28 protein-coding genes are annotated in these 25,566 nt (G+C 66.5%); 9 read left to right on the top strand and 19 right to left on the bottom strand.

Features of this window, described 5'->3' with window-relative positions; all coding sequences use genetic code 11:
* Nucleotide 1: 1 nt before the first annotated feature.
* Together J3E64_RS05325 and J3E64_RS05330 are read left to right on the top strand one after the other, a co-directional pair.
* Nucleotides 2-319: a hypothetical protein gene (locus J3E64_RS05325; protein WP_253340645.1), complete on the top strand. Its 318-nt coding sequence runs from the start codon at nt 2-4 to the stop codon at nt 317-319.
* 52 nt (nt 320-371) lie between these two features.
* Nucleotides 372-1,037 (top strand): murein L,D-transpeptidase catalytic domain-containing protein, encoded by a 666-nt coding sequence (locus J3E64_RS05330; RefSeq protein ID WP_253340647.1) that lies wholly within the window; start codon nt 372-374, stop codon nt 1,035-1,037.
* 66 nt (nt 1,038-1,103) lie between these two features.
* On the opposite strand, the gene J3E64_RS05335 is transcribed toward J3E64_RS05330, so the two are convergent.
* From J3E64_RS05335 to J3E64_RS05395, 13 genes are all read right to left on the bottom strand, one after another.
* Nucleotides 1,104-1,913, bottom strand: coding sequence for a hypothetical protein (locus tag J3E64_RS05335; RefSeq protein WP_253340649.1), 810 nt, complete (start codon nt 1,911-1,913; stop codon nt 1,104-1,106).
* 108 nt (nt 1,914-2,021) lie between these two features.
* On the bottom strand, nt 2,022-2,711 hold the full coding sequence (locus tag J3E64_RS05340; RefSeq protein ID WP_253340651.1) for an ATP12 family chaperone protein: 690 nt from the start codon (nt 2,709-2,711) through the stop codon (nt 2,022-2,024).
* Nucleotides 2,708-2,971, bottom strand: coding sequence for a hypothetical protein (locus tag J3E64_RS05345; RefSeq protein ID WP_253340653.1), 264 nt, complete (start codon nt 2,969-2,971; stop codon nt 2,708-2,710). The genes J3E64_RS05340 and J3E64_RS05345 overlap by 4 nt, the downstream gene beginning before the upstream one ends.
* Nucleotides 2,968-3,627, bottom strand: coding sequence for an HAD-IA family hydrolase (locus tag J3E64_RS05350; RefSeq protein WP_253340655.1), 660 nt, complete (start codon nt 3,625-3,627; stop codon nt 2,968-2,970). Before J3E64_RS05350 ends, J3E64_RS05345 begins: the two co-directional genes overlap by 4 nt.
* Entirely contained in the window at nt 3,624-4,961 is a 1,338-nt protein-coding gene (locus J3E64_RS05355; RefSeq protein WP_253340657.1) for an RluA family pseudouridine synthase, read from the bottom strand. The genes J3E64_RS05350 and J3E64_RS05355 overlap by 4 nt, the downstream gene beginning before the upstream one ends.
* Nucleotides 4,958-5,347 carry a fluoride efflux transporter CrcB gene (crcB, locus tag J3E64_RS05360; RefSeq protein WP_253340665.1) on the bottom strand — a complete coding sequence of 130 codons (390 nt, stop codon included), beginning with the start codon at nt 5,345-5,347 and terminating at the stop codon, nt 4,958-4,960. Before crcB ends, J3E64_RS05355 begins: the two co-directional genes overlap by 4 nt.
* A 58-nt stretch (nt 5,348-5,405) precedes the next feature.
* Nucleotides 5,406-7,532 carry a prolyl oligopeptidase family protein gene (locus J3E64_RS05365; RefSeq protein WP_253341009.1) on the bottom strand — a complete coding sequence of 709 codons (2,127 nt, stop codon included), beginning with the start codon at nt 7,530-7,532 and terminating at the stop codon, nt 5,406-5,408.
* Between the two features lie 143 nt (nt 7,533-7,675).
* Nucleotides 7,676-8,101, bottom strand: a complete 426-nt coding sequence (rplQ, locus tag J3E64_RS05370; protein ID WP_253340667.1) for a 50S ribosomal protein L17 — start codon at nt 8,099-8,101, stop codon at nt 7,676-7,678.
* Between the two features lie 122 nt (nt 8,102-8,223).
* Complete coding sequence (locus tag J3E64_RS05375) at nt 8,224-9,288, bottom strand: DNA-directed RNA polymerase subunit alpha (protein ID WP_253340669.1); 1,065 nt, start codon at nt 9,286-9,288, stop codon at nt 8,224-8,226.
* 122 nt (nt 9,289-9,410) lie between these two features.
* Nucleotides 9,411-9,800 (bottom strand): 30S ribosomal protein S11, encoded by a 390-nt coding sequence (gene rpsK, locus J3E64_RS05380; protein ID WP_004208752.1) that lies wholly within the window; start codon nt 9,798-9,800, stop codon nt 9,411-9,413.
* 90 nt (nt 9,801-9,890) lie between these two features.
* Nucleotides 9,891-10,259, bottom strand: coding sequence for a 30S ribosomal protein S13 (gene rpsM / locus J3E64_RS05385; protein ID WP_020818664.1), 369 nt, complete (start codon nt 10,257-10,259; stop codon nt 9,891-9,893).
* Between the two features lie 230 nt (nt 10,260-10,489).
* On the bottom strand, nt 10,490-11,236 hold the full coding sequence (locus J3E64_RS05390) for a glutaminyl-peptide cyclotransferase (protein ID WP_253340671.1): 747 nt from the start codon (nt 11,234-11,236) through the stop codon (nt 10,490-10,492).
* Nucleotides 11,233-11,970, bottom strand: a complete 738-nt coding sequence (locus tag J3E64_RS05395; protein WP_253341011.1) for a folate-binding protein YgfZ — start codon at nt 11,968-11,970, stop codon at nt 11,233-11,235. Before J3E64_RS05395 ends, J3E64_RS05390 begins: the two co-directional genes overlap by 4 nt.
* 70 nt (nt 11,971-12,040) lie before the next feature.
* Here J3E64_RS05395 and J3E64_RS05400 point away from each other — a divergent pair, with 70 nt between their 5' ends.
* Nucleotides 12,041-13,384 carry a dihydroorotase gene (locus J3E64_RS05400; protein WP_253340673.1) on the top strand — a complete coding sequence of 448 codons (1,344 nt, stop codon included), beginning with the start codon at nt 12,041-12,043 and terminating at the stop codon, nt 13,382-13,384.
* A 3-nt stretch (nt 13,385-13,387) separates the two neighbouring features.
* On the opposite strand, the gene rarD is transcribed toward J3E64_RS05400, so the two are convergent.
* Together rarD and J3E64_RS05410 are read right to left on the bottom strand one after the other, a co-directional pair.
* Complete coding sequence (rarD, locus tag J3E64_RS05405; RefSeq protein ID WP_253341013.1) at nt 13,388-14,290, bottom strand: EamA family transporter RarD; 903 nt, start codon at nt 14,288-14,290, stop codon at nt 13,388-13,390.
* On the bottom strand, nt 14,287-14,508 hold the full coding sequence (locus tag J3E64_RS05410) for a hypothetical protein (protein WP_253340674.1): 222 nt from the start codon (nt 14,506-14,508) through the stop codon (nt 14,287-14,289). The genes rarD and J3E64_RS05410 overlap by 4 nt, the downstream gene beginning before the upstream one ends.
* Nucleotides 14,509-14,666: 158 nt before the next feature.
* Between J3E64_RS05410 and J3E64_RS05415 the strand changes: the two genes are divergently transcribed.
* The 5 genes from J3E64_RS05415 (at nt 14,667) to J3E64_RS05435 (ending at nt 20,096) form a co-directional block, all read left to right on the top strand.
* On the top strand, nt 14,667-15,410 hold the full coding sequence (locus tag J3E64_RS05415; RefSeq protein WP_253340676.1) for a hypothetical protein: 744 nt from the start codon (nt 14,667-14,669) through the stop codon (nt 15,408-15,410).
* A 77-nt stretch (nt 15,411-15,487) separates the two neighbouring features.
* Nucleotides 15,488-16,123: a hypothetical protein gene (locus J3E64_RS05420; protein ID WP_253340677.1), complete on the top strand. Its 636-nt coding sequence runs from the start codon at nt 15,488-15,490 to the stop codon at nt 16,121-16,123.
* Nucleotides 16,124-16,192: 69 nt separating this feature from the next.
* A complete protein-coding gene (locus J3E64_RS05425; RefSeq protein ID WP_253340679.1) occupies nt 16,193-16,792 on the top strand; it encodes an OB-fold-containig protein in 600 nt (199 codons plus the stop codon).
* Between the two features lie 9 nt (nt 16,793-16,801).
* On the top strand, nt 16,802-18,514 hold the full coding sequence (locus J3E64_RS05430; protein ID WP_253340681.1) for a flotillin family protein: 1,713 nt from the start codon (nt 16,802-16,804) through the stop codon (nt 18,512-18,514).
* Between the two features lie 343 nt (nt 18,515-18,857).
* Nucleotides 18,858-20,096: a TCR/Tet family MFS transporter gene (locus tag J3E64_RS05435; RefSeq protein ID WP_253340683.1), complete on the top strand. Its 1,239-nt coding sequence runs from the start codon at nt 18,858-18,860 to the stop codon at nt 20,094-20,096.
* Here J3E64_RS05435 and J3E64_RS05440 read toward each other — a convergent pair.
* Nucleotides 20,087-21,010, bottom strand: coding sequence for a class I SAM-dependent methyltransferase (locus tag J3E64_RS05440; RefSeq protein WP_253340685.1), 924 nt, complete (start codon nt 21,008-21,010; stop codon nt 20,087-20,089). The two genes, J3E64_RS05435 and J3E64_RS05440, sit on opposite strands and share 10 nt — an antisense overlap.
* Before the next feature lie 161 nt (nt 21,011-21,171).
* Between J3E64_RS05440 and guaA the strand changes: the two genes are divergently transcribed.
* Nucleotides 21,172-22,743 (top strand): glutamine-hydrolyzing GMP synthase, encoded by a 1,572-nt coding sequence (gene guaA / locus J3E64_RS05445; protein WP_253340687.1) that lies wholly within the window; start codon nt 21,172-21,174, stop codon nt 22,741-22,743.
* A 69-nt stretch (nt 22,744-22,812) separates the two neighbouring features.
* Here the strand turns inward: guaA and J3E64_RS05450 are convergent, their stop codons facing one another.
* The 3 genes from J3E64_RS05450 to J3E64_RS05460 are packed head-to-tail and all read right to left on the bottom strand — an operon-like array spanning nt 22,813 to nt 25,042.
* Nucleotides 22,813-23,940, bottom strand: a complete 1,128-nt coding sequence (locus J3E64_RS05450) for a glycosyltransferase family 1 protein (protein ID WP_253340689.1) — start codon at nt 23,938-23,940, stop codon at nt 22,813-22,815.
* Nucleotides 23,941-23,945: 5 nt separating this feature from the next.
* Nucleotides 23,946-24,350, bottom strand: coding sequence for a GtrA family protein (locus J3E64_RS05455; protein ID WP_253340691.1), 405 nt, complete (start codon nt 24,348-24,350; stop codon nt 23,946-23,948).
* A 17-nt stretch (nt 24,351-24,367) separates the two neighbouring features.
* Complete coding sequence (locus J3E64_RS05460) at nt 24,368-25,042, bottom strand: ferritin-like domain-containing protein (RefSeq protein WP_253340693.1); 675 nt, start codon at nt 25,040-25,042, stop codon at nt 24,368-24,370.
* Between the last annotated feature and the right edge of the window lie 524 nt (nt 25,043-25,566).

Below are 25,566 nucleotides of genomic sequence, written 5' to 3' on the forward strand. Positions count from 1 at the left end.
CATGCGCAAAATCGCCCTCATCGCCCTCTCTGGCGCGCTCGCTCTGTCAGCCTGCGGCAAATCGCCGGAAGAGGATGCACACGCGGTCAACAACATGGTCGAACCGCCGGTGGAAAATGTCATCGTCCAGGAACCCGATGCCCTGCCCCCGCCCGAGCCGGCCAACAATGCCGTCGCGACTCCGGTTGCGCCGCCCCCGTCCGTATCCGAACAGCAGCAGATACTGGACGATGCCGAAGCATCCGGCATGACGTCGCGCCTGCCGGCCGGCGACGAAGGGAGCCGGCCCGCAGGTGAAGCGAGCACAACGGGGGAATGACCACAGGGGCGCTGGTCTTGGACCGGCGCCCTTCGCCTGTTATATTGGCGGCATGGATCGCCGCAATTTTACCAAGCTCGCGCTCGGCGGGTTCGCTTTAACCTTTCTCTCCGACAGCATCGGCCGCGCCGCGCCGTCGAACATTCCCGACGCAAAACCCGCAACGCCGCCTCCGGTTCCGCCGATGCCGCGCGCTGCTCCGCTCAAACCCTATGCCGCATTGCTGGAGCGGGCGAAGACGGCGCTCGACACCCATGATTTCGCGCTGCGCGATCGGGTCGCCATCGCGGACTTCAACGCCCCGTCCCGGGATTTGCGGTTGCATGTGGTCGACCTGATGAACGGGCAGGCGCTCAGCTATCTCGTCGCGCACGGCCGGGGATCGGACCCGGAACATTCCGGGTGGGTCCATCGCTTTTCCAACGAGTTCGAATCGCTGGCAAGCTGCGCCGGTGCCTTTCGCACCGGCGAATCCTATTTCGGCCAGCATGGTCAGGCGATGCGGCTGATGGGCCTCGACCCGCAAAACTGCAATGCCGAACCCCGCGCCATCGTCGTCCATGGCGCCGACTATGTGACCGAAGATCATGTCGCGACCTGGGGGAAATGCGGACGCAGCGAAGGATGCTTCGCGGTCGCGCCGCACATCGTGCCGCAATTGCTGGGCCTGCTGGGCACCGGACGGCTGCTCTACGCCGACAAGGTCAGCGCTGCCTGAAGGCGCCACCCTGCGGCGGGGAAGGCGGGCGGCGCCGTCACGGCCCCGCCCCCTTCCAGGTCATGATCAGCCGGCGCCGGCGCCGGTCATCACCGCTATCGAAGGCTTGTTGGTCGCGTCGATCGTGCCGTCGGCCATCATTGCCTTGCCCATGGTGATCGCTTCGTCGCGCAATCCTTCCTCCATGGATGTCTGGCTGGCGCCGATCAGAGCGGACAACAGGATATTCTTGCTGACCGCATCGGCCGGCTGCGCCGAAACCGACGTGCGCGCCAAGGCCAGCGCTTCGGTATAATAGGGGTCCGCGCCGTCCGTATCCTGCTTGCCCAGCTTCTGGTTGCCCAGCTGGATCAGGATTCCGGCCAGGATATTGCGGCTGGCGGCATCCTCGGGCTTGGCTTCGACCACCTTGCGCCAATAGGGCAGCGACTGGTCATACAGCGCGATCACCTTGTCCATCTGGCCCAGCGCGCCATAGGCCGCCGCATCGGCATACAGCGCGTTTGCAAGGAAATTGACATTGTCGATCTTCGACGGATCGGCTTCCACCGCGGTGCGGATCGCCGGGATCGCCATGTCATATTTGGCGACGGCGCCGGCATTGTCGCCCGCCTGCTGTGCGCTCTGACCGGCGGTGAAATCGGTCACCGCCTGGTTGAAGGCGGCAATCTCGTCCGGCGTCATCTCGCGTGCCGCCGGTGCCGCCTCGGCCGGTGCCGAAGCCTCGGCAGCGGCATCAGCCTCGGCTGGCGCCTGCTCGACCGGGGTCTGGGCGGCTGGGGTCTGGGCGGCCGGAGCCTGCTGGGCGAATGCGGACGTGGCGATCGCTACCGGCGCGGAAAGGGTCAGCAACGTCAAAATCGCGGTCTTGGCCAAAGTCTCGTCTCCTCGGTGTAGCCATTGGCGGAATCGGTACGGCGCAAAAACAGCGCGTCTCAACTCCTTCAATGATTGAACCATAACCCGGTTCCCGATCCAGTGGGCTCAACTCATCGCGCAAAAGGCTCCGGCCATGGAAAATTCGGCGGCCCGGCGCGCGCTGCGCGCCGCCGCCTCCGCGTCTTCCCCCCATTGCTCGGCCTGCCAAGCCTCGTCGAGCTCCGCCAGTTGCCATATGCTTTCGACGTCATGGCCGCCTTCCACGATCGCAAGGCCGCAAATCAGCGATCCGCTGAGCGTCACCAGCGTCGACAATCCTGTGAGGACGAAAGGATCAAGCGCGACGACGGCGGCTTGCAGCCGGGCCAGCGTCGCTTCGGGCTGGTCGACGGGGATGATCCCCTGCGTCACCGCAAAACGCACCGCATAGCGGCCCTGCGCCCAATCGAGCAGCGGGTCCCATGCCGCCGCCTGCCGCGCCGCCAGCGCTTCCGGCCCGTCCGCGCGATAGCAGAGCAGGTCGCTCTGCGCATAACGGGCTATGCCGGCGGCAAAAGCGGCCGGATCGGGCGCCACATGGTCGATGGCGGCGTTCGCCATGCCGGTAAACGGCATGGACGCGGGATCGACCATGTCGCCCTGCCCGCGCCATTCGGCCGCTACCGCTTCCGCCAGCGCGGGCGTCGGCAGGGTCAGCGGCGCGCGGGCCGGGGTGCGCACGGGCCTTCCGTCCAGGCGGATGCCCCATCCGCCGCCGTCCGGCAGCACCGAAACCTCGGTATAGAATCGCTTCATCGCGGCGGCCTCGTGCGGAACAATGCCAGCAACAGGCGCGGCACAACGATGAACTGGAACAGGCCGGTCACGACCATGATCGCACCGAATGCCTTGGCCTTGTCCCCCTGCACCCAGGAAAAGCGCTGCATGATCGCCAGGAATCCGAACATGACGATGAACGCGCCGGACAGACGGAACAGGCCAATAGCGAAATGGCGCTGGCGTGCGACCTTCTCGGGATCGACGGGATCGGGCGGCGGCGGGGGATCGTCTGTCATGGCAGGCCGATATGGCGGCGCAGATCCGCGCTGTCCACCGCCACCGCATGGGCGCCCGCGCGCACCAGATCGTCGGGCAGGTGATAGCCCCAGCCGACGCCGATGCTGCGCACGCCTGCGGCCCGCCCCATGTCGATGTCGAAACTGGTATCGCCGATCATCACGGTTGTCTCCGGCACGGCGCCCGCCTCCGCCATCGCGGTCAGCAACATGGACGGGTGCGGCTTGGACGGATGCCGATCGGCGGTCTGGAGCGTGACGAAGCGATCGATGATGCCATGGTGGGTGAGGCACAGGGCAAGGCCGCGATCCGACTTGCCGGTCGCCACGCCCAGCAACCAGCCGGCACCGTCCAGTTCGCGCACCAGATCGGCGATGCCGGGATAGAGCGGTTCGGACACCGCATTTTCCCGACGCAGCGCCTGAAAGGCCAGCTTGTAGCGTTCGGACAGATGATTGTGGAAATCCGCGTCCGCATCGGGCAGCAGCCGCGCCATGGCGATGGGCAGCGACAATCCGACCACCGCCAGGATCGCCAGCCGCTGCGGCGGGGGCAGGCTGGCGCCCTCGAACGCCCGGATCATGGCGGTGCAGATATTATGCTGGCTGTCGACCAGCGTCCCGTCGCAATCGAATACGGCCAGCCGGTTGCTCATGAACGGCGGGCACTCCCGCGCGACCGGCGCTCGCCCCGCCGCTCCTTGCGCACCTGCTTGGCATGCTGGCGGGCGACCTTCTTCTCGTCCTCGCGCGTGGGCGTGCGGTCGATCTCGTCGTCCAGCGGCAGCCTGCCCAGTGCCAGGTCGAATCCCAGATCGGCCAGGCTGTCGGCGAAATGCGCCGGCAGTTCCGCCGTCACGTCCACGCGCCCGCCATCGGGATGGTCCACCCGGATGCGACGCGCGTGCAGGTGCATCTTGCGGCTGATGGTGCCGCTCAGGAATGCATCCTTGCCGCCATATTTGCCGTCGCCCACGATCGGATGGCCAATGGCCGCCATATGGACGCGCAACTGATGGGTCCGTCCGGTATAGGGCTGCAATTCCACCCAGGCCGCGCGGTTGCCCGCACGCTCTATCACGCGGTAGCGCGACCGGGCGGGCAATCCTTCCGCCTCGTCCACATGCATCTTCTCGCCCCCGGTGCCCGGTTGCTTGGCGATGGGCAGTTCGACCATCCCGTCCTCGATCGACGGGACGCCGACCACCAGCGCCCAATAGACCTTGCGCGCGGTCCGGCTGGAAAAGCTCTTGGCGAAATGCGCCGCCGAGCGGGCGGTACGCGCGAGCAGCAGCGCCCCGGACGTGTCCTTGTCCAGCCGGTGGACCAGCTTGGGTCGCGCATCGAGGTCGAAACAGAGCGCGTCGAGCAGCTTGTCGACATGCTCGTCCGTCTTGGTGCCGCCCTGCGTGGCGAGGCCGGGCGGCTTGTTGATCACGATGGCCTGTGCGTCGCGGTGGATCACCATGTCCTTGGCGTAGGCGATCTGGTCGGGGCTCAGCTCGACACGGGGTCGCTGCGGCCGCACGCTTTCCACTTTGGGCTCGGCGGGAGGCACGCGGATCTGCTGCCCTTCGGCGATGCGGTCGCCCGGCGCGGCCCGTGCGCCGTCGACGCGCAACTGGCCGGTGCGGGCCCAGCGCGACACGAGATTGAAGCTGACGTCGGGCAGGTGCCGCTGGAACCAGCGGTCTAGGCGGATGCCGTCGTCGTCCGCCGCGACGCGAAACTGGCGCACGTCCGGCGCCGCGCCTTTGGGCGGCGCAGCACGGGGGGCGGCGGGCCGCGCCGGCGCGACCTTCTGTGCCGGCGCCTTCAGTGGTGGCGCCTTTGCTCCGGCGGCGGGTCGGGCGCGGGGCTTGTCGCCTTCGGGCTGGCGGGCGCGGGCAGCCTTGGCCGCGCCGCGCGCGCGACCGGGCGCGGGCTTGCGCGCTTCGGGCTTGCCGCCCCGCGACGTCCCGCTTCCCTTGCCGGGCGGCCGGCCCTTCATGCGACGCTCCGCATGATCTGAAGCCCCAGCGCCAGCGCGACGACCGCACCCACCAGCGACGCCAGCGCATAGGCGACGCCCAGCGCCCATTGGCCACGCTCGATCAGCAGCATCGTTTCCAGGCTGAAGGAGGAAAAGGTGGTGAACCCGCCCAGCAGGCCGACGCCCAGCAACAGGCGGATCGGTTCGCCCGTCCCGGCACCGGCATGGGCGCGCGCCAGCCAGCCGGCCAGCAGCCCCATCGCCAGTCCCCCCAGCAGATTGGCGGCGAACGTGCCCCACGGCCAGGACGCGCCGGGCGCCAGATGGCCGGCGATCCGCCCCAGCAGATAGCGCGCCCCGGCCCCCACGGCGCCGCCGCCCATCACGATAAGCAAATTTGTCATGGAATATGCCCTATCGCGAAACCGCGTGGGGGGAAAGCATGCAGGTCCCCCGCGCGCACTATTGCGGCCGCGGGTCGATCCGCAGCCCCGCGAAGTGGGCGAGGAAGGCATAACTGTCGGCATATTCGTCGATCAGCTTGTCGACGGGCTTGCCCGCGCCGTGCCCGGCCCGGCTTTCGACGCGGATAAGGTGCGGCCGGTCGCCGATGTCCGCGGCCTGGAGCGCGGCCGCATATTTGAAGCTGTGCGCCGGAACCACCCGGTCGTCGGTATCGGCCGTCGTGACGAGGATGGCGGGATAATCCTTGCCCGATCCGATATTATGATAGGGCGAATAGCCGTAGAGCAGGGGAAAGTCGGCCGCCTTTTCCGGCGACCCATAATCGTCGACCCAATATCGTCCGGCGGTAAAGCGGTCGAACCGCAGCATGTCCATCACGCCCACGACCGGCAGCGCGGCGGCGAACAGGTCGGGCCGCTGGTTCACGACCGCGCCGACCAGCAGGCCGCCGTTGGACCGCCCCTCGATCGCCAGCCCGTCGGCCGGCGTATAGCCGTTGGCCTTCAGCCATTCCGCCCCGGCAATGAAATCGTCGAACACATTCTGCTTGTTCGCGCCGCGCCCGGCCTCGTGCCACGCCTTCCCGAACTCGCCGCCGCCGCGCAGGTTGGCGATGGCATAGACGCCGCCCTGCTCCAGCCAGGCCATGCGCGTCGCCGAATAGCCCGGCGTCAGCGAAATGTTGAAGCCGCCATAGCCGTACAGGATGGTCGGCGCCGCGATCGCATGGTCGGCCAGCGCCTTCTTGCGCAGGATGGTAATGGGAATGAGCGTGCCGTCCTTCGACGGATAGACGCGCTGTTCTATCCCATATTCGTCCGGGTCGAACGGCAGGTCCGGACGGGCGAACAATGCGCTTTGCAGGGTCGCCGTGTCGAAACGATAGATGCTGGACGGCGTGACGAAGCCGGAAAAGCTGAAGAACGTCTCCGGGTCGCCCGCCCGTCCGCCAAAGCCCGCCGCCGTACCGAATCCGGGCATCGGGACGTCGCCGACCTTGGTCCCGTCCAGTTCCACCAGTTCGGCGATCGTCTGCGCGTCGCGCATATAGGCCAGGATCAGGCGGTTGCCGACCAGCGATCCCCCCGCCAGCGTGTCCGCTCGCTCCGGCACCACTTCGCGCGCGCGCCGGCCCGGGCGCGACGCATCGAGCGTGACGATGCGGCGGCGGACGGCGCGGTCGTCGGTCAGGAAATAGAGGATCGCGCCCTTGCTGCCGATCAGCCGCCAGTCGTGCGCGGGCCCGCGCACCAGCCGGCGCAGCACCGGGACGCCATCCCCCAGCGCGGCGACATGGATTTCGCGGCGCGGATCGATACCTTCGAACGAGGACACGACCAGCCAGGCGCCATCGCCGGTCACCTGCGCCTGATGGCTGAGTTCGGGCCGGTCGGGCGTGGCGTGGATCAGCCGGTCGTCGGCCTGCGCGGTGCCGACGCGGTGGTAATAGAGCTGCTGCCCCTGATTGGCGGAGCGAAAGGTTTCACCCGGCGCCGGGGCGGGAAAGCGCGAATAGAAAAAACCCTCGCCCCGGCCGTCCCAGGCTATCTGAGAGAATTTGACCCATTGCACAGTGTCGTCGAGCGTCCGGCCGCTGTCGACGTCGAGCACCCGCAACGTCCGCCAGTCGCTGCCCGCGTCCTGCACCGCGAATGCCAGGTGACGGCCGTCCGGCGCGGGCGACCATTCGGCAAGCGCCGCGGCGCCGTCCCGCGACCAGCCATTGGGGTCGATCAGCAGGCGCTGCTTCCCGTCCAGCCCTTCGCGGACATAGAGCGGCGTCTGGTTCTCCAGCCCCTTGTTATAACCGAAGAAATAGCGGCCTCCCGCCTTGCGCGGCACGGTGTAGCGGCCATGGGCGTAAAGCGCCTCCATCCGGGCCTTCAGCGCCTCGCGGCCCGGCAGCGCGTCGATATAGCGGCGGGTCAGCGCATTTTCCGACTCCACCCAGTCGCGCACAGCCGGATCGGCACGCACGTCATTTTCCAGCCAGCGATAGGGATCGGCGACCTTGACGCCGAAATGATCCTCCACCAGGTCGAGCCGCGCCGCCGCCGGGTAGCGGGTGACGGCGCGCGTCGGCGCGATGTCCGCGCCGTCCATGGCCCAGGCGGCCGGCTGCATGCCCAGCAGCAGGATCGCCGGCAGGGCCGACCGGATCAGGGTACGCATCCTCTCCACATCTTTTGTCCAAACAAACAGGCCGCAGCTCCAGGAGGAGCCACGGCCTGTCATAGCATGTTTGTCCCGGTAGCGGGACGCCCGGATCAGGCGGCCTCGAATTCGTCCTCGTCGGCGGTCTGTACCGGGCCGCTGTCCTGGCCCTTGGCATCGACGTCGCGATCGACCAGTTCGATGATGGCGATCGGTGCGGCGTCGGACGCGCGGAAACCGGCCTTGATCACGCGGGTATAGCCGCCGTCGCGATCCTTGTAGCGCTCGGCCAGCACGTCGAACAGCTTGGTCAGCTGCGCATCGTCCTGAAGGCGCGAATGCGCCAGGCGACGGTTGGACAGGCCACCCTTCTTCGCCAGCGTGATCAGCTTTTCGACATAGGGACGCAGTTCCTTGGCCTTGGCGGTGCCGGTCAGGATCTGCTCATGCTTGATCAGCGAGGCGGCCAGGTTGCGGAGCAGGGCGGTACGATGGCCGGCGCTGCGCTGAAGCTTGCGATGACCGATTTTGTGACGCATGTCTCATTCCTTCGTTCGTTAAGGGGCCGTTTGAGGTACCCCAGACCAGGCAGTTGTCGGGGGTACTGCCCATATCACCCCATAAGGAACCGGGTCGAAGCGACGCCCCGACCCGCACCTTGTCAACCAAGCAGCTCCTGTTCGAGCTTCTTGGCCATTTCCTCGATATTTTCCGGCGGCCAGCCGGGGATGTCCATGCCCAGGCGCAGGCCCATGGACGACAGCACTTCCTTGATCTCGTTCAGCGACTTGCGACCGAAATTCGGGGTGCGCAGCATCTCGGCCTCGGTCTTCTGGACCAGATCGCCGATATAGATGATGTTGTCGTTCTTGAGGCAGTTGGCCGAGCGGACCGACAGTTCCAGTTCGTCCACCTTCTTGAGCAGGTAGCGGTTGATCTGGTTCGTGTCGCCTTCGCCTTCCGTCGCGGCAGCACCGGCGGAATGGCCGGCGGCAGGTGCGGCGGCGGGCAGCGCGTCCTCGAAATGGACGAACAGCTGAAGCTGGTCCTGCAGGATGCGGGCAGCATAGGCCACCGCGTCTTCCGGCGTGACGGTGCCGTCGGTCTCGACGGTCAGCGACAGCTTGTCATAGTCCAGTTCCTGGCCGACGCGGGTATTGTCGACCTTGTAGGCGACCTGGCGCACGGGCGAATAGAGCGCATCGACCGGGATCAGGCCGATGGGGGCATCGGCCGGACGGTTGGCGACGGCGGGGACATAGCCCTTGCCGACGTCGGCGGTCAGTTCCATGTTCAGGGTCGCGCCCTGGTCCAGGTGACAGATCACCAGGTCCGGGTTCATGACCTCAATGTCGCCCACGACGCTGATGTCGCCGGCCTTCACCACGGCCGGGCCGGTGGCGGAAAGCTGGAGCCGCTTGGGGCCTTCGCCTTCCATCTTCAGCGCGACCTGCTTGATGTTCAGGACGATGTCGGTGACATCCTCACGCACGCCGGCCAGCGACGAGAATTCGTGCAGGACGTTCTCGATCTTGATCGAGGTGACCGCCGCGCCCTGAAGCGAGGACAGAAGAACCCGGCGCAGCGCGTTGCCGAGCGTCAGGCCGAACCCGCGCTCCAGCGGCTCCGCCACGAACGTCGCCTTCCGCCCGCCGTCACCGGCCGGCTTGATTTCCAGCGCGTTGGGCTTCTTCAATTCCTGCCAGTTCTTCATGTTGACAGTCATGTAATTCCCCTGGGGATGGAGGCCGGAACGCTTGAAAATCCTGAACCCGACAGGACGTTCCGGCAATGTAAACGGGTGAACGGGGGGCGCGTCCGCCACCCGCTATGAACGGCGTGCTGCGATCAGACGCGACGACGCTTGGACGGACGCACGCCATTGTGCGGGATCGGCGTCACGTCGCGGATGGACGTGATGTGAAAGCCGACGGCCTGCAAGGCGCGCAGGGCCGATTCGCGGCCCGAACCGGGGCCTTTCACTTCGACTTCCAGCGTGCGCACGCCATGTTCGGCGGCCTTGCGACCGGCGTCCTCGGCGCAGACCTGCGCAGCATAGGGGGTCGACTTGCGGCTGCCCTTGAAGCCCATCATGCCGGCGGAGGACCAGCTGATCGCATTGCCCTGGGCGTCGGTGATGGTCACCATGGTGTTGTTGAAGCTGGCGTTGACGTGCGCGACGCCGGCCGAGATGTTCTTGCGCTCGCGCCGCTTGATGCGCTGGGGTTCGCGTGCCATTTTGCTCTATCCTACTGAAATCGTTGGATGCTGAAGGCATCCCGCTTGGGGGGAACTGCCTCCGGCGGAGTAATTCGTCCCCCGGACGAATTACTTCTTCTTGCCGGCGATCGGCTTGGCCTTGCCCTTGCGGGTGCGCGCATTGGTGTGCGTGCGCTGGCCGCGGACCGGCAGGCCCTTGCGATGACGCAGGCCGCGATAGCAGGCCAGGTCCATCAGGCGCTTGATGTTCATCGCCGTTTCGCGACGCAGGTCGCCCTCGACCGTCAGGTCGGCGTCGATGGCTTCGCGGATCTGGAGCACTTCGGCGTCCGAAAGGTCCTGAACGCGGCGGCTGTGGTCGATGCCCAGCTTGTCGGCGATGTCGACGGCGGTCTTGCGGCCGATGCCGTGAATGTAGGTGAGCGCGATGATCACGCGCTTGTTGGTCGGGATGTTGACACCCGCAATACGTGCCATGGTAACTTGGTCTCCTGCTCCACGGGATGGTTGGCGCCACCCCATCTCAAAGCGTCCGGGCCGTTTTTCCGTAGCGGAAAGGGCGGCCATGATGATCTTCCCCTAGACGCAAAAAAGACGGCCGGTGCAGGAAAGCACCGCCGCTCGCCAACGTCTTGGGGAGCAGGGCCATTACCGATTCGCATGGCTGCTGTCAACCGCAGGGCGGTGCCGATGGCCCCGCCGGCCGGTTACGGCCGTACCCGGATTTCGAACAGGCGCGGCCAGTTCTTGCCGGTCACGAACAGCCGGTCGCGCGCGGCGTCATAGGCGATGCCGTTGGCCACCGCCTCGCTGTCCGTCACCTTCGCGGCCCGCATCAGCGGCGCTATGTCGACCCAGTCGATGACGGCGCCGCTGTCCGGGTCGATCCGGGCGATGCGGCTATCGTACCAGATGTTCGCCCACACCTCGCCCTTCACATATTCCAGTTCGTTCAGGCGATCGACCGGGCGGCCTTTCCAGGTGACGGTGACGCGGCGCCGCTCCGCCAGCGTGTCGGGGTCCAGAAAGCGCAACTGGGCGGTCCCGTCCGACATGATCAGGCTGTGCCCGTCCTGCGTCAGGCCCCAGCCTTCGCCTTCGTACCGGAAATCCGACTGCGGCGCGAAATCGGCCAGCGACCACACGAACCCCCGGCGATGGCGCCATGTGAGGCTGATCAGCCGGTCCTTCCAGTTGACGATGCCCTCGCCGAAATAGGGGCGGTCGACGACGCGGCGTTGCAGGACCCTGCCGGTTCGCAGCGCGACCTTGCGTATCTCCGATCGCCCTTCCAGTCCCGTGCTCTCGTACAGCGCGCCGTCCAGATAAAAGAGTCCCTCGGTAAAGGCTTCCGCGTCGTGGGGATAGGATTTGACCAGCGTCCAGCGTGTCTCGGCCCGCGCCGGCACCGTCAGGATCAGCGCGCCCAGCACCGCGGCAAGCAGCCGCCTCATCCCGCCGCCTGCGCGGCGATGGCGCCGGCCAGCCAGCCGGGGAGCAGCGCCGGGTCGACATCCTCCATCCGCCGCAGTTCGATCGACAGGCCAAGGTCGGGCGCGGTCGCGCGCTGGCGCTTCTCGTCCGCCTGCGCCAGCGGCACGGCGATCAGCCGCCGGCTCACCTTGTTGCGATAATGCATGCGCGCGGTATTTTCCTGCCCGACATAGCAGCCCTTGTCGTAATCCACGCCGTGCAGTTCCTCCGCATTGGTTTCCAGCCACAATATCTGGTCCTGCCCCAGTTCCCCGGCGCCCTCGAATATCCCGAGCGAGAGGCGATGGACGCGAAAGGCGGCCGACGCGTCGCCCCCGTCCCCCGGGGCCAGCCAACGATGGCCCAGCGCGGCCAGGCGCGGGTCGTGCGGCCGGCCCGGCGCATCGGGCGACCAGTGCACCGCCAGCGTCTCCTCGCGCGCGACTACGGCCTTGCGGCGCAGGCGATACAGCGTCAGCCGCTTCGCCAGCGCATCGGCCTGCGCCGCCTCGCAATCGATCAGCACGTCCGCGCCGTCGCCCCACAGGATGAAGTCGAACAGCGCCTTGCCCTGCGGCGTCAGCAGCCCGGACCAGCGCGGCGCACCGTCCGCCAGGGTCAGGACGTCGCGCGTCAGCAGCCCTTGCAGGAAGGGCCGTGCCTCCTCGCCGGAAATTCTGATCAGGGCGCGGTCGGTTAGGGTGGTGCCGGTCATCGGCTTTAGGTAGGACGGCGGCACGACTTAGCCAAGTCGTTCGCGCGACGGCAGCAGACAGGAACGTCCCATGACCCAGACCTATGACATGATCCTTCGCAACGGCACCGTCCATACGCCGGGCGGTTCGGAACAGGTCGATGTCGGCGTGCGCGACGGCCGGATCGCGGCGATCGGCACGGGTCTGGGCGCAGGGTCAGGCGGGGCGGGCGAGGTGATCGACTGCACCGGGCTCGACGTGCTGCCCGGCTGTATCGACAGCCAGGTCCATTTCCGCGAACCCGGGCTTGAACATAAGGAAGACCTGGAATCGGGCAGCCGCGCCGCGGTACTGGGCGGTGTCACCGCCGTGTTCGAAATGCCTAACACCAATCCCAACACCGACACCGCCGATCGCGTCCATGACAAACTCGCCCGCGCCCGTCATCGCATGTGGTGCGACCATGCCTTCTATGTCGGCGCGACGGCCGACAATGCCGAGCAGCTCGGGGAACTGGAACGCATCCCCGGCACGTCCGGGGTCAAGATCTTCATGGGCGCCTCGACCGGCAGCCTGCTTGTCGACGATGACGATGCGCTGTCCCGCGTACTCGCGTCGGGCAGCCGCCGCGTCGCCATCCATGCCGAGGACGAGGCCCGGATGAACGCGCGCAAGGATTTGCGGGTGGAAGGCGACCCGTCGTCCCATCCGGTCTGGCGGGACGATGAAAGCGCGATGATCGCGACGAAGCGGATCATCGCGCTGGCCCGCAAGGCCCGCCGCCGCATCCACATCCTGCACGTCACCACGCCGGCGGAGCTGGACTATATCGCCCGGAACAAGGATATCGCCACCTGCGAGGTGACGCCCCAGCATCTGACGCTGGCGGCCGAGGATGCCTATCCCCGCCTTGGCAGCCATGCGCAGATGAACCCGCCGATCCGCAGCGCCGCGCACCGCGAAGGCCTGTGGTTCTGGCTCAACCAGGGCGTACCCGACGTGCTGGGCAGCGACCATGCGCCCCACACGATCGAGGAAAAGGCGAAGCCCTATCCCGCCAGCCCCAGCGGGATGCCCGGCGTGCAGACGCTCGTGCCACTGCTGCTCGACCATGTGGCGGCGGGGCGGCTCAGCCTGCGTCGCTTCATCGAACTCACCTCGTCCGGGCCACAGCGTGTCTTCGGCCTGACGGGCAAGGGCCGCATCGCGCTCGGCTATGACGCCGACTTCACCGTGGTCGACCTCAAGAAGCGCTGGACGGTCGGCAGGGACTGGCTCGCTTCGCGCTGCGACTGGTCGCCCTTCGACGGCATGGACCTGACCGGAAAGGCGATCGGCACCATCATCCGCGGCCACCGCGTCATGTGGGAGGACAGCCTGGCCGAAGCAGCCGTGGGCGAACCCGTGCGGTTCGAATCGACCCAGTTCGCCTGACCGTCAGGCCGCGGCCACCCGGTTGCGGCGGGCGCTGTTGTAGCTGTCCGTCGCGAACAGGATCAGCCCTGCCCAGATCAGGGCGAAACTGGCCATCTGCCCGGCGCTGAGCGTTTCGCCCAGTACCACGACGCCGCACAGGAATTGCAGGGTCGGGGCCAGGAACTGGAGCAGGCCCAGCGTCGCCATCGGCAAGCGGCGGGCCGCAACGGCGAACAGCACCAGCGGGACCGTCGTGACCACGCCCGACAGGATCAGCAACAGGCTGGTTGCCATGTCCTGCCCGAACCCGATGCCGCCATGGCCCGCTTCCCAGAACAGATAGGCCGTGGCCGGCGGCGCCAGCAGCAGCGTCTCGACCCCCAGCCCCGGCATCGCCGCGACCGGGGTCAGCTTGCGCAGCAGGCCGTAGAAGGCAAAGCTGAACGCCAGCACCAGGCTGATCCACAAGGTGGTGAGCGCCGACGCCGCCAGGATCGCCACACCCACCGCCGCGACCGCGATCGCGACCAGTTGCGGACGGCGCAGCCTTTCCTTCAGCACGATCACCCCCAGCGCCACATTGACCAGCGGATTGAGGAAATAGCCCAGGCTCGCGGCGATGACATGGTCGGCGTTGACGGCCCAGACATAGGTCAGCCAGTTGACGCCGATCATCACCGCCGATCCGGCCAGCGGCAGCACGATGCGGCGGTCGCCCAGTGCCTGGCGCAACGCGGGAAGCGTCCGGCGCGCGGCCAGGATCACCAGGATCAGCAGCAGCGCCCACAGGATGCGCTGGGTGACGATCTCGACCGGATCGACATGGTGCAGCAGGCGGAAGAACAGCGGCAGCAGGCCCCACAGCCCATAGGCCGCGACCCCCGCCAGCAGCCCCCGCCGCGTTTCTGCGTCCGTCCGGGTCAGAGGATGCCCCCGCCGAGGAACAGGCGCAGCGCGCCGAAGCCCGCCACCAGCAGGCAGAAATTCTGCCCGCCCTTCTTAGAGGACATGAGGCCGATCAGGGCGCCGAAAAGCGCTATGGGCACCAGGATCCAGTTGAGTGCGCCCAGCAGCGGAATGACCGCCGGGATCATCAGGATGAGCGTGACAAGGCCGATCAGGGCTGACAATATGTTGAGCATGCCGGCTAGATGGCCCTTTCGCAGGCACGCGGCAAGGACCTGCGACAGGCCAGTGGGACGCAACTGGCCGTGTCGCGCGAAAAGATCCGCGATTCACCAAATATCCTAACGAAAAATTAACGCCTCCTCTTCATGGCTTGTTTACGAAGGAGTGAAGAATGGCGCTGTTCCGGTCTATTTCCGTGCTTTCGCTGGCGCTGGCGCTCGGCGCCTGCGGCAAGGGCGACAAGGAGGCCAATCTGGCCGCGCTTGACGCGCAACTCACCAACAACAGCGCCGATCCGGCGCTCAAGGCGGCGATCTCCGATCCCATCCTCGTCGACCCGCAACTGGTCGGCCAGTCCAATCGCAATGCCGTCCGTCCCGCCGACAAGCCCGCCAACGGCGCCGTGCCCGTGCTCGCCGGCGACGCGGGCGAGGCCCAGGCGGAGGCGATGAAGCTGGCGGGCGGCAAGCTGTTGTCCGCGCCCGCGCCCAGTGAGGGCGCGGCGATGGAATCCACCGTCACGCTGGCCGCCGTCGCCCGCGAACAGGCCACGGCGCGCGGCGGCAATGCGGGCTGCGCGAAGAAACTCGACTATGGCATGGAATGGGCGCAGCGCCTGCCCGAGCCTTTCGTCCTCTACCCCGGCGCGCAGCTTACGGAGGCCGCGGGCGCGCAAGCCGACGGCTGCACCCTGCGCGCGGCCAGCTTCGTGACGCCGGTGCCGCGCCAGGGGGTGATGGACTATTATTACACCCTCGCCCGCCGCGCGGGCTATGACGGCGAACATCGCGTGCTGGGCGGCGACCATGTGCTGGGCGGCACGCGCAAGAGCGACGGCAGCGCCTATTTCATCCTGTTCACCGACGCAGCGGGCGGCAAGACCGGCGTCGACATCATCGCCGACAACGGCGGCTGATTTTAACGCCCCCGTTCAGCCGCGCGACAGCCGGACGCGGATATGGCTCCCTTCGTCGGATCGGGACGGAGGGTGCGATGGGTAACGGGCTTCGCTGGATGACGGGCGCGCTGGTCGGCGTTGCGATGGTGACGGGCAGCATCGGGACGGCGCAGGCCCGTCCGTACCGGGACCGCGGCTGGCACCATCATTACCGGGACCGGGATCGCTTCGGCGTGGGCGACGCGATCGGCGTCGCCGCGCTGGTCGGCGCCGTCGCCATCGTGGCCTCTTCCCTGTCGAAGGACCGCAAGGCCGCGCAGGGCACCGGGCACGACCCCGCCGACCGGAATTATCGCGATCAGCCCGGGGACGACGCACCCCCGACGGACGGCACCGATTATGGCGCGGACATGCGCGGCGACGCCGCGCCGGGCGACGACGGCGATTTTTCCGACCTGGCCGCCGCCCACGACATGGACGACCGGATGACCGACGCCTGCGCGCTCGCCGCGCGGGACGAAGCGCAGGCGCGCGGCGCGGCCTATGCCGAAATCCGCCGTGTCGACGCGCCCCGTGCCGCGACCAGCGGCGGCTATAATGTCGACGGCGAAGTGGAAAGCCGCACGGCCTATCGCGCGGCCGGCGGCGAAACGCGCCGCTTCACCTGCGCGATGAACCGCGACGGCCGCGTGGTCAGCGTCTATCTCAGCCGCGATCTCGTCCTGCGCTGATCGCGCGCCGGTTTTGCTGTCCGCCTGCCCCCCATTGGGTTAGGATCCCCCCCGAATCAGGGGGTTAGGGTGGGCGATTTTCTTTTCGCACCGGGCAATATCATGTTCGTGTCGGCACTGGTGCTGATGCTGCTGATCGGCGGCGTGCAGGCGCTCGGGCTGGACGGCGACATGGATCTGGACCTGGACGGCGATGCCGACCTGCTCGGCTGGCTGGGGTTCGGCCGGATGCCGCTGCTCGCGCTGCTGACCCTGTTCCTCGCCCTGTTCGCGCTGATCGGCCTTACCGGACAGCATCTCGCTCTCGACCTTGCGGGCGGGATGCTGTCCGGATGGGTCGCGGTTCCGGCCGCCGCCGTCGCGGCGCTGCCCGCCACCGGCCTCGCCGCGCGGGTCATCGGCCCGCTGCTGCCGCGCGATCACACGACCGCCATCTCGCTCGACATGCTGACCGGCAGTCACGCCCGGATCGTCACCGGCCGCGCCGCCGCCGGATCCCCAGCGCGCGCGCGCGTGGAGGACCATCATGGCCAGACCCATTATGTCATGGTCGAACCCGACAATGCGGGCCAGGTGCTGGAGGAAGGGGAGGCCGTCCTCCTCGTCCGGCGCGACGGCCCGCTGTTCCGCGCCATATCCCATGGCGATCATTATCTCCCCCGTCTCTAGGAGTATCTCATGACCTTGCCGGCCGTGCAGGACAGTTTCTCGATCGTCCCCTATGTGGCGCTGCCGGGCATCGGCCTTGTCACGCTGCTCATCGTCGGCATCGTGCTCGCCCGCCTGTACAAGCGCGCGTCCAAGGAAGTGGGCTTCGTGCGCACCGGCGTCGGCGGCGAAAAGGTCGTGATGAACGGCGGCGCGCTGGTGCTGCCGATCTTCCATGAAACGATGCCGGTCAACATGAACACGGTGCGCCTTGCGGTCGAACGCAAGAATGCCGACGCGCTGATCACGCTCGACCGGCTGCGCATCGACGTGAAGGCCGAATTCTACGTCCGCGTGAAGCCCGACGGCCAGTCGATCGCCATCGCCGCGCAGACGCTGGGCATGCGCACCATGAACCCGGAAGCGCTCAAGGAACTGGTCGAAGGCAAGTTCGTCGACGCTCTGCGCTCGGTCGCGGCGGGCATGACCATGAACCAGCTGCACGAACAGCGCAGCGAATTCGTGCAGAAGGTGCAGCAGGTGTCCTCGGTCGATCTCGCGATGAACGGCCTCGAACTGGAAAGCGTCTCGCTGACCGGCCTAGACCAGACCTCGATCGAACATTTCAACGCCAACAACGCCTTCGACGCGGAGGGCCTGACCAAGCTGACCGAGCAGATCGAGCTGCGCAAAAAGACCCGCAACGACATCGAACAGGACACCCGCGTCCAGATAGAGACCAAGAATCTGGAGGCGCAGCGCCAGTCGCTCCTCATCTCGCGCGACACCGAATTCGCCCGGTTGGAGCAGGAACGCGAGGTGGAGATGCGCCGCGCCGCCCAGATCGCCGAGGTTGCCCGCGAACAGTCGCTGCGCCAGCAGGAGGCCGACCAGGCCCGGATCGAGGCGAAGAAGCTGGTCGACAGCCAGCAGATCGAGGCCGACCGCGCCGTGCAGCAGGCCCGCATCGAACAGGAACAGGCGCTCGAACTCGCCCGGCAGGAACAGCAGATCGCGGTTCAGAACAAGAGCCGGCTGGAAAGCCAGGCCAAGGCGCAGGCCGACGAAGCCCGCGCCAAGGCCGTGGCCGCCGAGGAACAGGTGGCGACCTCGCGCGAGACGGAGGTGGCCGAACGCATCAAGCGGATCGAACTGATCGACGCCGCCCGCGAGGCCGAACGCGCCGCCATCCAGGTGAAGGTGGAAGCGCAGGCGGAAAAGCAGGCGGCGGCCGACCGGGCCGAAGCGATGCGCCTCGCCGCCGAGGGCGAGGCGGAGGCCGCCAAGCTGCGTGCCGACGCCGACCGCGTGCGTTTCGAGGTGGAGGCGGCGGGCCAGCGCGCCGTGAACGAGGCGGCGAACATCCTCTCCTCCGATCAGGTATCGCTCCAGACCAAGATGGCGCTGCTCAAGGTCCTGCCCGATCTGGTGCGGGAAGCGGCCCGGCCGATGGAAGCGATCGATTCCATCCGCATCGTGCAGGTGGACGGCATCACCGGCCATGGCGGCGGCGGAGACGGCGCGCCTGCCGCTGCCGGCGGCGACCAGAATCTCGCCAGCGCCGCCGTCTCGGCCGCGCTCCGCTACCGGGCGCAGGCGCCGGTGATCGACGGGCTGATGAAGGAACTGGGCCTGGACGGGTCCAGCCTCGACACGCTGGTGAAGGGCGCGGTCGACACCGCCCCCACCGCGCCTGCTCCCGCGCCCGCATCCGTCCCCGCCATGGACAATCCGGACCGCTGATCGCGCGCGGCGGTACGGTCGGGGGAGGGGCACCGCATTGCCCCTTTCCTATCGGGATTTTTGCTGGTCTACCCTGCGGAATGCAGACCGCCATGCCCCGACCCGCCGCCGCACCGACCCGCGCACGCAGCCATGACCCGACGGCAACGCATCCGGCGCGCCGGCATGACGCTGCCGTGACCCGGTCGTGACCCCATGGCGACCTTCCCGGCGCGTGGCGGGCGCGCGCCTGTGACCTTGCCCCCCCGAAACCGCAGGAAAGCATGGCGGCCAGGCCCCTGCGACACCATGAACTTTGCGCCGTGACCTTGGCATTGCCCGTGCGGCACGATAGCGCACCGGCATGACCCTCGCTCCGACCCGCCGCAAAGCCGCGATCGCCTTCATCCTCGTGACCGCGCTGCTCGACGTCATGTCGATGGGCATCACCATTCCTGTCCTGCCCCAGCTGATCGAAACATTGTCGGGCTCGACCAGCGCGGCGGCCCTGTGGAACGGCACCTTCATCGCCTTGTGGGCGACGATGCAATTTCTCTGCTCGCCGGTCATCGGTTCGCTGTCCGACCGCTATGGACGGCGGCCGGTCATCCTGATCTCGGTCGCGGGGCTGGCGCTGGATTATGTGCTGCTGGCGCTCGCGCCCGATCTGTGGTGGCTGGCGCTTGGCCGCATTCTGGCCGGCGTCACCTCGTCCAGCTTCACCTCCACCTTCGCCTACATGGCCGACATCACCCCGCCCGACCAGCGCGCCCGGGCCTATGGCCTGATCGGCGCGGCCTTCAGCGGCGGCTTCGTCGCCGGGCCGTTGCTGGGCGGCATGCTGGGTGAAATCTCGCTGCGTGCGCCCTTCTGGGCGGCGGCGGCCCTGTCGGCGGTCGCTTTTCTCTACGGCCTGCTGGTGCTGCCCGAATCGCTGGCACCCGACAGGCGCATGGCGTTCGACTGGCGCCGGGCCAATCCGTTCGGCGCGCTGAAGCTGCTGCGCTCGCACCCCGAACTCTCCAGCCTCGCGTTCGTCAATTTTCTGCTCCATTTCGCCCACCACGTCTTTTCCGCGGTGTTCGTCCTCTATGCGGGCGACCGCTACGACTGGGGGGCATGGGAAGTCGGCGCGCTGCTGGGCCTTGTCGGCCTGCTGGACATGGGCGTGCAGGGGCTGCTGGTCGGCCCGGTGGTGAAAAGGCTGGGCGACCGGCGCACCATGGTGATCGGCTTCCTGTTCGGCACGGTCGGCATCGTCTGCATGGGGCTGGCGCCGACCGGCTGGCTGATGCTGAGCGCGCTCTTTCCCAACGCGCTCTGGGGCCTCGCCATGCCGACGCTCCAGTCGCTGATGACGCGGCGCGTATCGGAAAGCGAGCAGGGCCAGTTGCAGGGCGCGAACAACAGCGTGGCCGCCATCGCCGGCATCGCCTCGCCGCTGTTTTTCGGCTGGATCTACTCGCTCTCGACCGGCCCCGCGCCCGACCTGCCCTTCATCGGCAGCGCCTTCCTGATCGCCGCCGCCGTACTGGGCGGCGCAGCGCTGCTGGGCTGGATGGCGGGACGCGGCGAGGACGGCGCTGCCGCCGTTCAGGCCTGATCGTCGAAACTGCGATACAGCCAGCCGGGATGTCCCGGCGACGGTTCGGCGCCGCGCGTTGCCGACACGAATATATATTGGCCCAGGCGCCGCCCGCGCCGCCGCGACCAGAGGCCAAATCCTATCTGCGTCAGGAAACCGGCGATCATGCTTCCCATTCCCGAACCTTTCACATTGGCGGTGAAGCCGCGTTCGACCCAGAAGCCGCAATGGGCGAGCAGGCGGACGACCTCGTCCAGCGTATATTCGCGATTGTGCCGGCCATAGGGGCCATAGCCCGAATAGCGGTCGTGCACATTGTCGCCGCGCATCAGCCGCAACAGATTGCGCGCGGACGCGACATTGGGCGTCGTGAGCACTAGGCGCCCGCCCGGTTTCAACACGCGCGCCATTTCCCGCAGGGCGGGAAGCGGATCATGCGTCAGATGCTCCAGCACCTCGCAGAACAGGATGATGTCGAAACTCGCATCGGCATAGGGAAAACGATCGGTCTCGACGTTGAAATGATCATAGGCCAGGACATGCGCCTCGCCGTCCGCCTGCCCCGCGGCGGCATAGCGGATGCGATCCTCCCCGCGCGTCTCCGGCCCGCCGAAGAAATTGGTCAGGGTCAGCGACAGGGACGTATATTCGCGCAGCAGGACCGTGGTGAAATAGGGGCCTGCCCCCAGTTCCAGGCATTGTCCCTCGACGCCCAGGCACAGGTCCAGCGTATAGATGAAGCGCCGCCAGTCCCGAGCCAGATAGCCGTCCAGCTCCCCGCCCTCGACCCCTTCCTGCCGCACGGTGCGCATGAGAGCCAGCAACGCGTCGGGATCGGTTCCATCGGGCGCGGGCAGGCGCGGCTGCGCGATGTTCAGCCAATCGAAGGCGGAGCGCCGGCCAGTCGATGCCGCGCGGACTTGGCTGGTCATGGCAATTCCCCCCGATCGCCGTCCCCTGTCGGCCGGGGGCCTATAGGGCCGCCTCCAGCCGCCCGCCAGCATAAAAGCGTTCCCGGCATAGCTGGACAGGACGGGGCCGGCAGACTAAGCGGGCGCGAATCCCTTCCCTCGATCCAAGCAAAGGCGATTCGATGACGCTGCCCCTTCAGGATTCCATCCTCATTGTGGATTTCGGCAGCCAGGTGACGCAGCTCATCGCCCGCCGTGTCCGCGAAGCCGGGGTCTATTCCGAAATCGCGCCCTTCACCCAGGCGGAAGCCGCTTTCCGGCGCATGAAGCCGCGCGGCATCATCCTGTCGGGCTCCCCCGCCGGCGTGCCGGAGGACGGTAGCCCGCGCGCGCCGCAGATGCTGTTCGACGCCGGAGTCCCCATCCTGGGCATCTGTTATGGCCAGCAGGTGATGAGTCACCAGCTGGGTGGCGAGGTGCGGCCCGGGCACGAAACCGGCGAGGGCGGCGAATTCGGCCGCGCCTTCCTGACCGTGACCGAGCCATGCGCCTTGTTCGATGGCCTGTGGCAGGTGGGCGAACGCCATCAGGTGTGGATGAGCCATGGCGACAAGGTCACCAGATTTGCGCCCGGCTTCAAGATCGTGGCGGTTTCGGACGGCGCGCCCTTCGCAGTGATCGCCGACGAGGAACGGAAATTCTACGGCACGCAGTTCCATCCGGAGGTCGCGCATACACCGGACGGCGGCAAGCTGATCGCCAATTTCGTGCGCCATGTCTGCGGCTGTCCGGGCGACTGGACGATGGCCGAATTCCGACAGGTGAAGATCGCCGAGATCCGCGAGCAGGTGGGCGATGGCCGGGTCATCTGCGGGCTGTCGGGCGGTGTCGACAGCGCGGTCGCCGCCGTGCTGATCCATGAAGCGATCGGCGACCAGCTGACCTGCGTGTTCGTCGACCACGGCCTGATGCGGCTGGGCGAAGCCGAGCAGGTCGTCAGCCTGTTCCGCGAACATTATGGCATCAAGCTGGTGCATGTGAACGCGGAGGATCGTTTCCTGGGCGGCCTCGCCGGCCTCACAGACCCGGAAAAGAAGCGAAAATTCATCGGCGGCGAATTCATCGCCGTCTTCGAGGAGGAAGCGAAGAAGATCGGCGGCGCCGACTTCCTGGCACAGGGCACGCTTTACCCGGACGTCATCGAATCGGTGTCCTTCACCGGCGGGCCTTCGGTCACGATCAAGTCGCACCACAATGTCGGCGGCCTGCCCGAACGCATGAACATGAAGCTGGTCGAGCCCCTGCGCGAACTGTTCAAGGACGAGGTGCGGGTGCTAGGCAGGGAACTGGGCCTGCCCGACATCTTCGTCGGCCGCCATCCCTTCCCCGGCCCCGGCCTCGCCATCCGCATCCCGGGCGAAGTGACCAAGGAACGCTGCGACATATTGCGCAAGGCGGACGCCATTTACCTGGAGGAAATCCGCGCGGCCGGCCTCTACGACGCGATCTGGCAGGCCTTCGCCGTGCTGCTGCCGGTCCGCACGGTAGGCGTGATGGGCGATTACCGCACTTACGACAATGTCTGCGCCGTGCGCGCCGTCACCTCCACCGACGGCATGACCGCCGACATCTACCCTTTCGACGCCGCATTCCTCAGCCGCGTGGCGACGCGGATCATCAACGAAGTGAAGGGCATCAACCGCGTGGTCTACGACTATACGTCGAAGCCCCCGGGCACGATCGAGTGGGAGTGATTTTGGCCGCACGACCGTCATGCCAACGGGATGACCCGGCGTCGGAAAGAAAGACAAAAAGACCTTCGGTCAAATATCCTTGGCCAAGATCCTCTTGTAGATCGCTGCGACGCTTCTTGAAGCTTCGTCCCAGGAATAGACTGAACTCGCTTCGCGCGCGGCAGAGCCCATGGCCGCCCGCAAGGACGGGGCATTCGCCAGCACCGAGACAGACGCGGCGAACGCCTGCGGATCGTTCGGCGTACAAAGCAATCCGGTCCTGAAAGGTTCGATCAGCGCTCGCGCATTGGGAGCATCGGCACTGACGACGGGAACGCCGCTCGCCATCGATTCCAGGATGACCTGGCCGAAGGTTTCGGTGGTGCTGGGCGTTAGCATAATATCGGCGCTCGCCACTGCGCGCGACAGAGCATCGCCTTCCAAATGTCCTAGCAGTACGGCGTTTTCAAGATGATCGAACAGCGGCCGGGCCGGGCCTTCACCGACAACTACCACATGCAGTTTCGCAGTCGCTTCGGCCGCCCGCATGGCCTCGATAAAGACATCGATGCCCTTTTCTAGAACCAGTCGACCGAAAAACAGTATGGCGATCTCATCGTCCGCTATGCCGCGTGAGCGTCTCCACGCCATGTCACGGTGATGGGGACCAAATCGGTTTCGATCGATGCCCCTGCTCCACACGCTGGCGCGATCGTCGCCGCGCATGGCAGCCAACCCCGCAGCCAGTTCGGGGGTGGGCGCCAACACGTGGTCCGCGCGGCGGTAGAATCGGCGCAGATGTGCTTCTGCCAACGGCCTCAACCAGCCTAGCCCGTAGAAATCGAGATAGGTTTCGAACAGGGTATGCATGCTGGCCACAATCGGCACACCATGGCCGATCGCCCAACTCTGTGCGCGCACGCCAAGGATGTCAGGCGTCGATACATGCACGATATGCGGATCGAAACGCTCAAGATCGTCGCGCGCCGATTTGGATATGCCCAGGGCAAGGCGAAATTCGTTGCGCTTGGGCAAGGTGATCGAACGCACCGGCACCAGCGTTCCGGCAGGCTCGAATGCCGGGGTGTCGGTCACGGGCGAATAGGCATGAACGCTCGCCCCCGTTTCGCGCTCCAGATAGTCAACCAGGTGATTGAGCGCACGGTTCGCGCCTTCGCGAAGATAATTATAGTTTCCCGAGAACAGGGCGATGCGCATATCGCTCAGACCTTACGGAAGTTCAACGTCGCGTTGGACAGGAACATGGCCAACCCGGCAACGACCGACACGAGCAACCGGGCCAAGAGATAGTTCATGCCGGTCCAATCGAGCAACAAGGCGTAGAGGCTGACGGTGATAGCCATGCCAAGACCGGCGTTTGCCAAAAATATGACGTAACCGGTTCCCACCGCACGGTCGGATTCAGGAAATATCCAGCCCCGTGCCAGTGCGTAGTGTACGCTTTGCGCGGCGACGAAGCCTATCGCCGCGGCGAGAACCTCGTCCATGTCTGCATAGGTTACGAGCAGCCAGAGCACTCCGATGCTCGCCAGGAAGGACAGCGAACTCGAGACGGTATTGCGCAACAGCATGGCGCCGACCCGGCGATTGAGAAATCGTGTTTTCATGAACGCAGTGCGCCGGGTCAGGAGGTCGGTCGCGGACGTACGGGCGCGGCTTCTCCTCCGTCAGCCCAGCCGCTGCGTCGACGGGTGAAGGGATTGAAGAAAAGGAAGGGCAGCTTCAGGAAGAGCAGTTCGGAATGGATAAACGTGTCGATCCGCCGTTCCCACCACTTTGGTTCGCGCCTGCCATGTTCTCGCAGCCAGCCTTCATAAGGTGCCCAATGACTGGGCTCGTCCTGCCTGATGATCTGGAAGATTTTCATGAGCACCGGGTCGCCTTTTACCAAAGGATGTTTGAGCAGGATCTCCACCTGTCGGTATCCGCGCCTTTCCGTCAGGGCGATCACGCGGCAAAGCTTCTCGAACAGGCGGTCGTCATCGATCACCGCTTGCGTATCCAGATCGTCGATGCGCTTGCGAAAGACGATCTCGATGAAGCGATCAATGTGGCCGAACGTGCGGTCGACGGCCAGCGGCAGGCGATTCTGGCGTTCAAACCAGCGACGAAACATCATGTAGTGCGTTCGCTCGTCGGCCCGGTGTCGTTCGATAGCCTGTATCAACTCCAGATCGTCGGGCGAGCGCGCGCGGACCGCGTCCAGAACCCGGTCTATAGCAGTATAGCCGCGATGTTCATTGTAGATATAAATCGATCCGAGAACGTCGAGATAGCGGCGGCGTAGCAAACCCAGCATCTAAGGGAATCTCTCGTATGGCTGCCTACCCGAGGCGAGAGGCTTTGCGGTCTGGTAGCACAAGCGGTCAACAGCGCGCCAACTGTTCGTTTTGCAACGCCTTTTCAGTGCATTCAGACTGCCCAAAATCACTGAACCTGCCCTGTTCCCAAGTTCGCGGCGCGCGACCGCTGCCTTGCGTTCATCCATGCAAGGAAAGACAAGCACCGCCGGTCATGGCAAACAACCTCCGCTTCGCTGCGCGGCGATGCGAGCAAATGCCAGGGAGCTAACGGCTCGCCTTGCCGCCTTTTACCGCCACCTTCAGGCGCACCGCTTCCGTTCTGCGTAGCGACGGTCATCCCGGCCTGTGGCCGAGGCCGTTGTCCGATAGCCGTCCGGGCTTGTGCAGGACCGTGGCATGTGCCGGCCTGGGCGGAGACGAAGGGCAAGGTCGACAATCGCTTCGCCACGTTCCTCTCGAACGCCGGCGTCTCGCCCCGTCCCCCGCCCTTGCCAGCCGCGCCAGCATCGTTAAAGCCACG

The sequence above is a fragment of the Sphingobium sp. OAS761 genome (assembly GCF_024168485.1).
Taxonomy (GTDB): domain Bacteria; phylum Pseudomonadota; class Alphaproteobacteria; order Sphingomonadales; family Sphingomonadaceae; genus Sphingobium.

Bases quoted from the DNA above. Each gene is read 5' to 3' on its own strand.
- J3E64_RS05455 (WP_253340691.1), bottom strand. From the start codon at position 24,350: ATGAAAACACGATTTCTCAATCGCCGGGTCGGCGCCATGCTGTTGCGC.
- rpsM (WP_020818664.1), bottom strand. From the start codon at position 10,259: ATGGCACGTATTGCGGGTGTCAACATCCCGACCAACAAGCGCGTGATC.
- J3E64_RS05430 (WP_253340681.1), top strand. From the start codon at position 16,802: ATGACCTTGCCGGCCGTGCAGGACAGTTTCTCGATCGTCCCCTATGTG.
- guaA (WP_253340687.1), top strand. From the start codon at position 21,172: ATGACGCTGCCCCTTCAGGATTCCATCCTCATTGTGGATTTCGGCAGC.
- J3E64_RS05340 (WP_253340651.1), bottom strand. From the start codon at position 2,711: ATGAAGCGATTCTATACCGAGGTTTCGGTGCTGCCGGACGGCGGCGGA.
- J3E64_RS05330 (WP_253340647.1), top strand. From the start codon at position 372: ATGGATCGCCGCAATTTTACCAAGCTCGCGCTCGGCGGGTTCGCTTTA.
- J3E64_RS05375 (WP_253340669.1), bottom strand. From the start codon at position 9,288: ATGACTGTCAACATGAAGAACTGGCAGGAATTGAAGAAGCCCAACGCG.
- J3E64_RS05400 (WP_253340673.1), top strand. From the start codon at position 12,041: ATGACCCAGACCTATGACATGATCCTTCGCAACGGCACCGTCCATACG.
- J3E64_RS05415 (WP_253340676.1), top strand. From the start codon at position 14,667: ATGGCGCTGTTCCGGTCTATTTCCGTGCTTTCGCTGGCGCTGGCGCTC.
- J3E64_RS05440 (WP_253340685.1), bottom strand. From the start codon at position 21,010: ATGACCAGCCAAGTCCGCGCGGCATCGACTGGCCGGCGCTCCGCCTTC.
- J3E64_RS05435 (WP_253340683.1), top strand. From the start codon at position 18,858: ATGACCCTCGCTCCGACCCGCCGCAAAGCCGCGATCGCCTTCATCCTC.
- J3E64_RS05420 (WP_253340677.1), top strand. From the start codon at position 15,488: ATGGGTAACGGGCTTCGCTGGATGACGGGCGCGCTGGTCGGCGTTGCG.
- J3E64_RS05350 (WP_253340655.1), bottom strand. From the start codon at position 3,627: ATGAGCAACCGGCTGGCCGTATTCGATTGCGACGGGACGCTGGTCGAC.
- rpsK (WP_004208752.1), bottom strand. From the start codon at position 9,800: ATGGCACGCGAACCCCAGCGCATCAAGCGGCGCGAGCGCAAGAACATC.
- rplQ (WP_253340667.1), bottom strand. From the start codon at position 8,101: ATGCGTCACAAAATCGGTCATCGCAAGCTTCAGCGCAGCGCCGGCCAT.
- J3E64_RS05345 (WP_253340653.1), bottom strand. From the start codon at position 2,971: ATGACAGACGATCCCCCGCCGCCGCCCGATCCCGTCGATCCCGAGAAG.
- J3E64_RS05395 (WP_253341011.1), bottom strand. From the start codon at position 11,970: ATGACCGGCACCACCCTAACCGACCGCGCCCTGATCAGAATTTCCGGC.
- J3E64_RS05410 (WP_253340674.1), bottom strand. From the start codon at position 14,508: ATGCTCAACATATTGTCAGCCCTGATCGGCCTTGTCACGCTCATCCTG.
- J3E64_RS05355 (WP_253340657.1), bottom strand. From the start codon at position 4,961: ATGAAGGGCCGGCCGCCCGGCAAGGGAAGCGGGACGTCGCGGGGCGGC.
- J3E64_RS05325 (WP_253340645.1), top strand. From the start codon at position 2: ATGCGCAAAATCGCCCTCATCGCCCTCTCTGGCGCGCTCGCTCTGTCA.
- crcB (WP_253340665.1), bottom strand. From the start codon at position 5,347: ATGACAAATTTGCTTATCGTGATGGGCGGCGGCGCCGTGGGGGCCGGG.
- J3E64_RS05390 (WP_253340671.1), bottom strand. From the start codon at position 11,236: ATGAGGCGGCTGCTTGCCGCGGTGCTGGGCGCGCTGATCCTGACGGTG.
- J3E64_RS05460 (WP_253340693.1), bottom strand. From the start codon at position 25,042: ATGCTGGGTTTGCTACGCCGCCGCTATCTCGACGTTCTCGGATCGATT.
- J3E64_RS05450 (WP_253340689.1), bottom strand. From the start codon at position 23,940: ATGCGCATCGCCCTGTTCTCGGGAAACTATAATTATCTTCGCGAAGGC.
- J3E64_RS05365 (WP_253341009.1), bottom strand. From the start codon at position 7,532: ATGCAGCCGGCCGCCTGGGCCATGGACGGCGCGGACATCGCGCCGACG.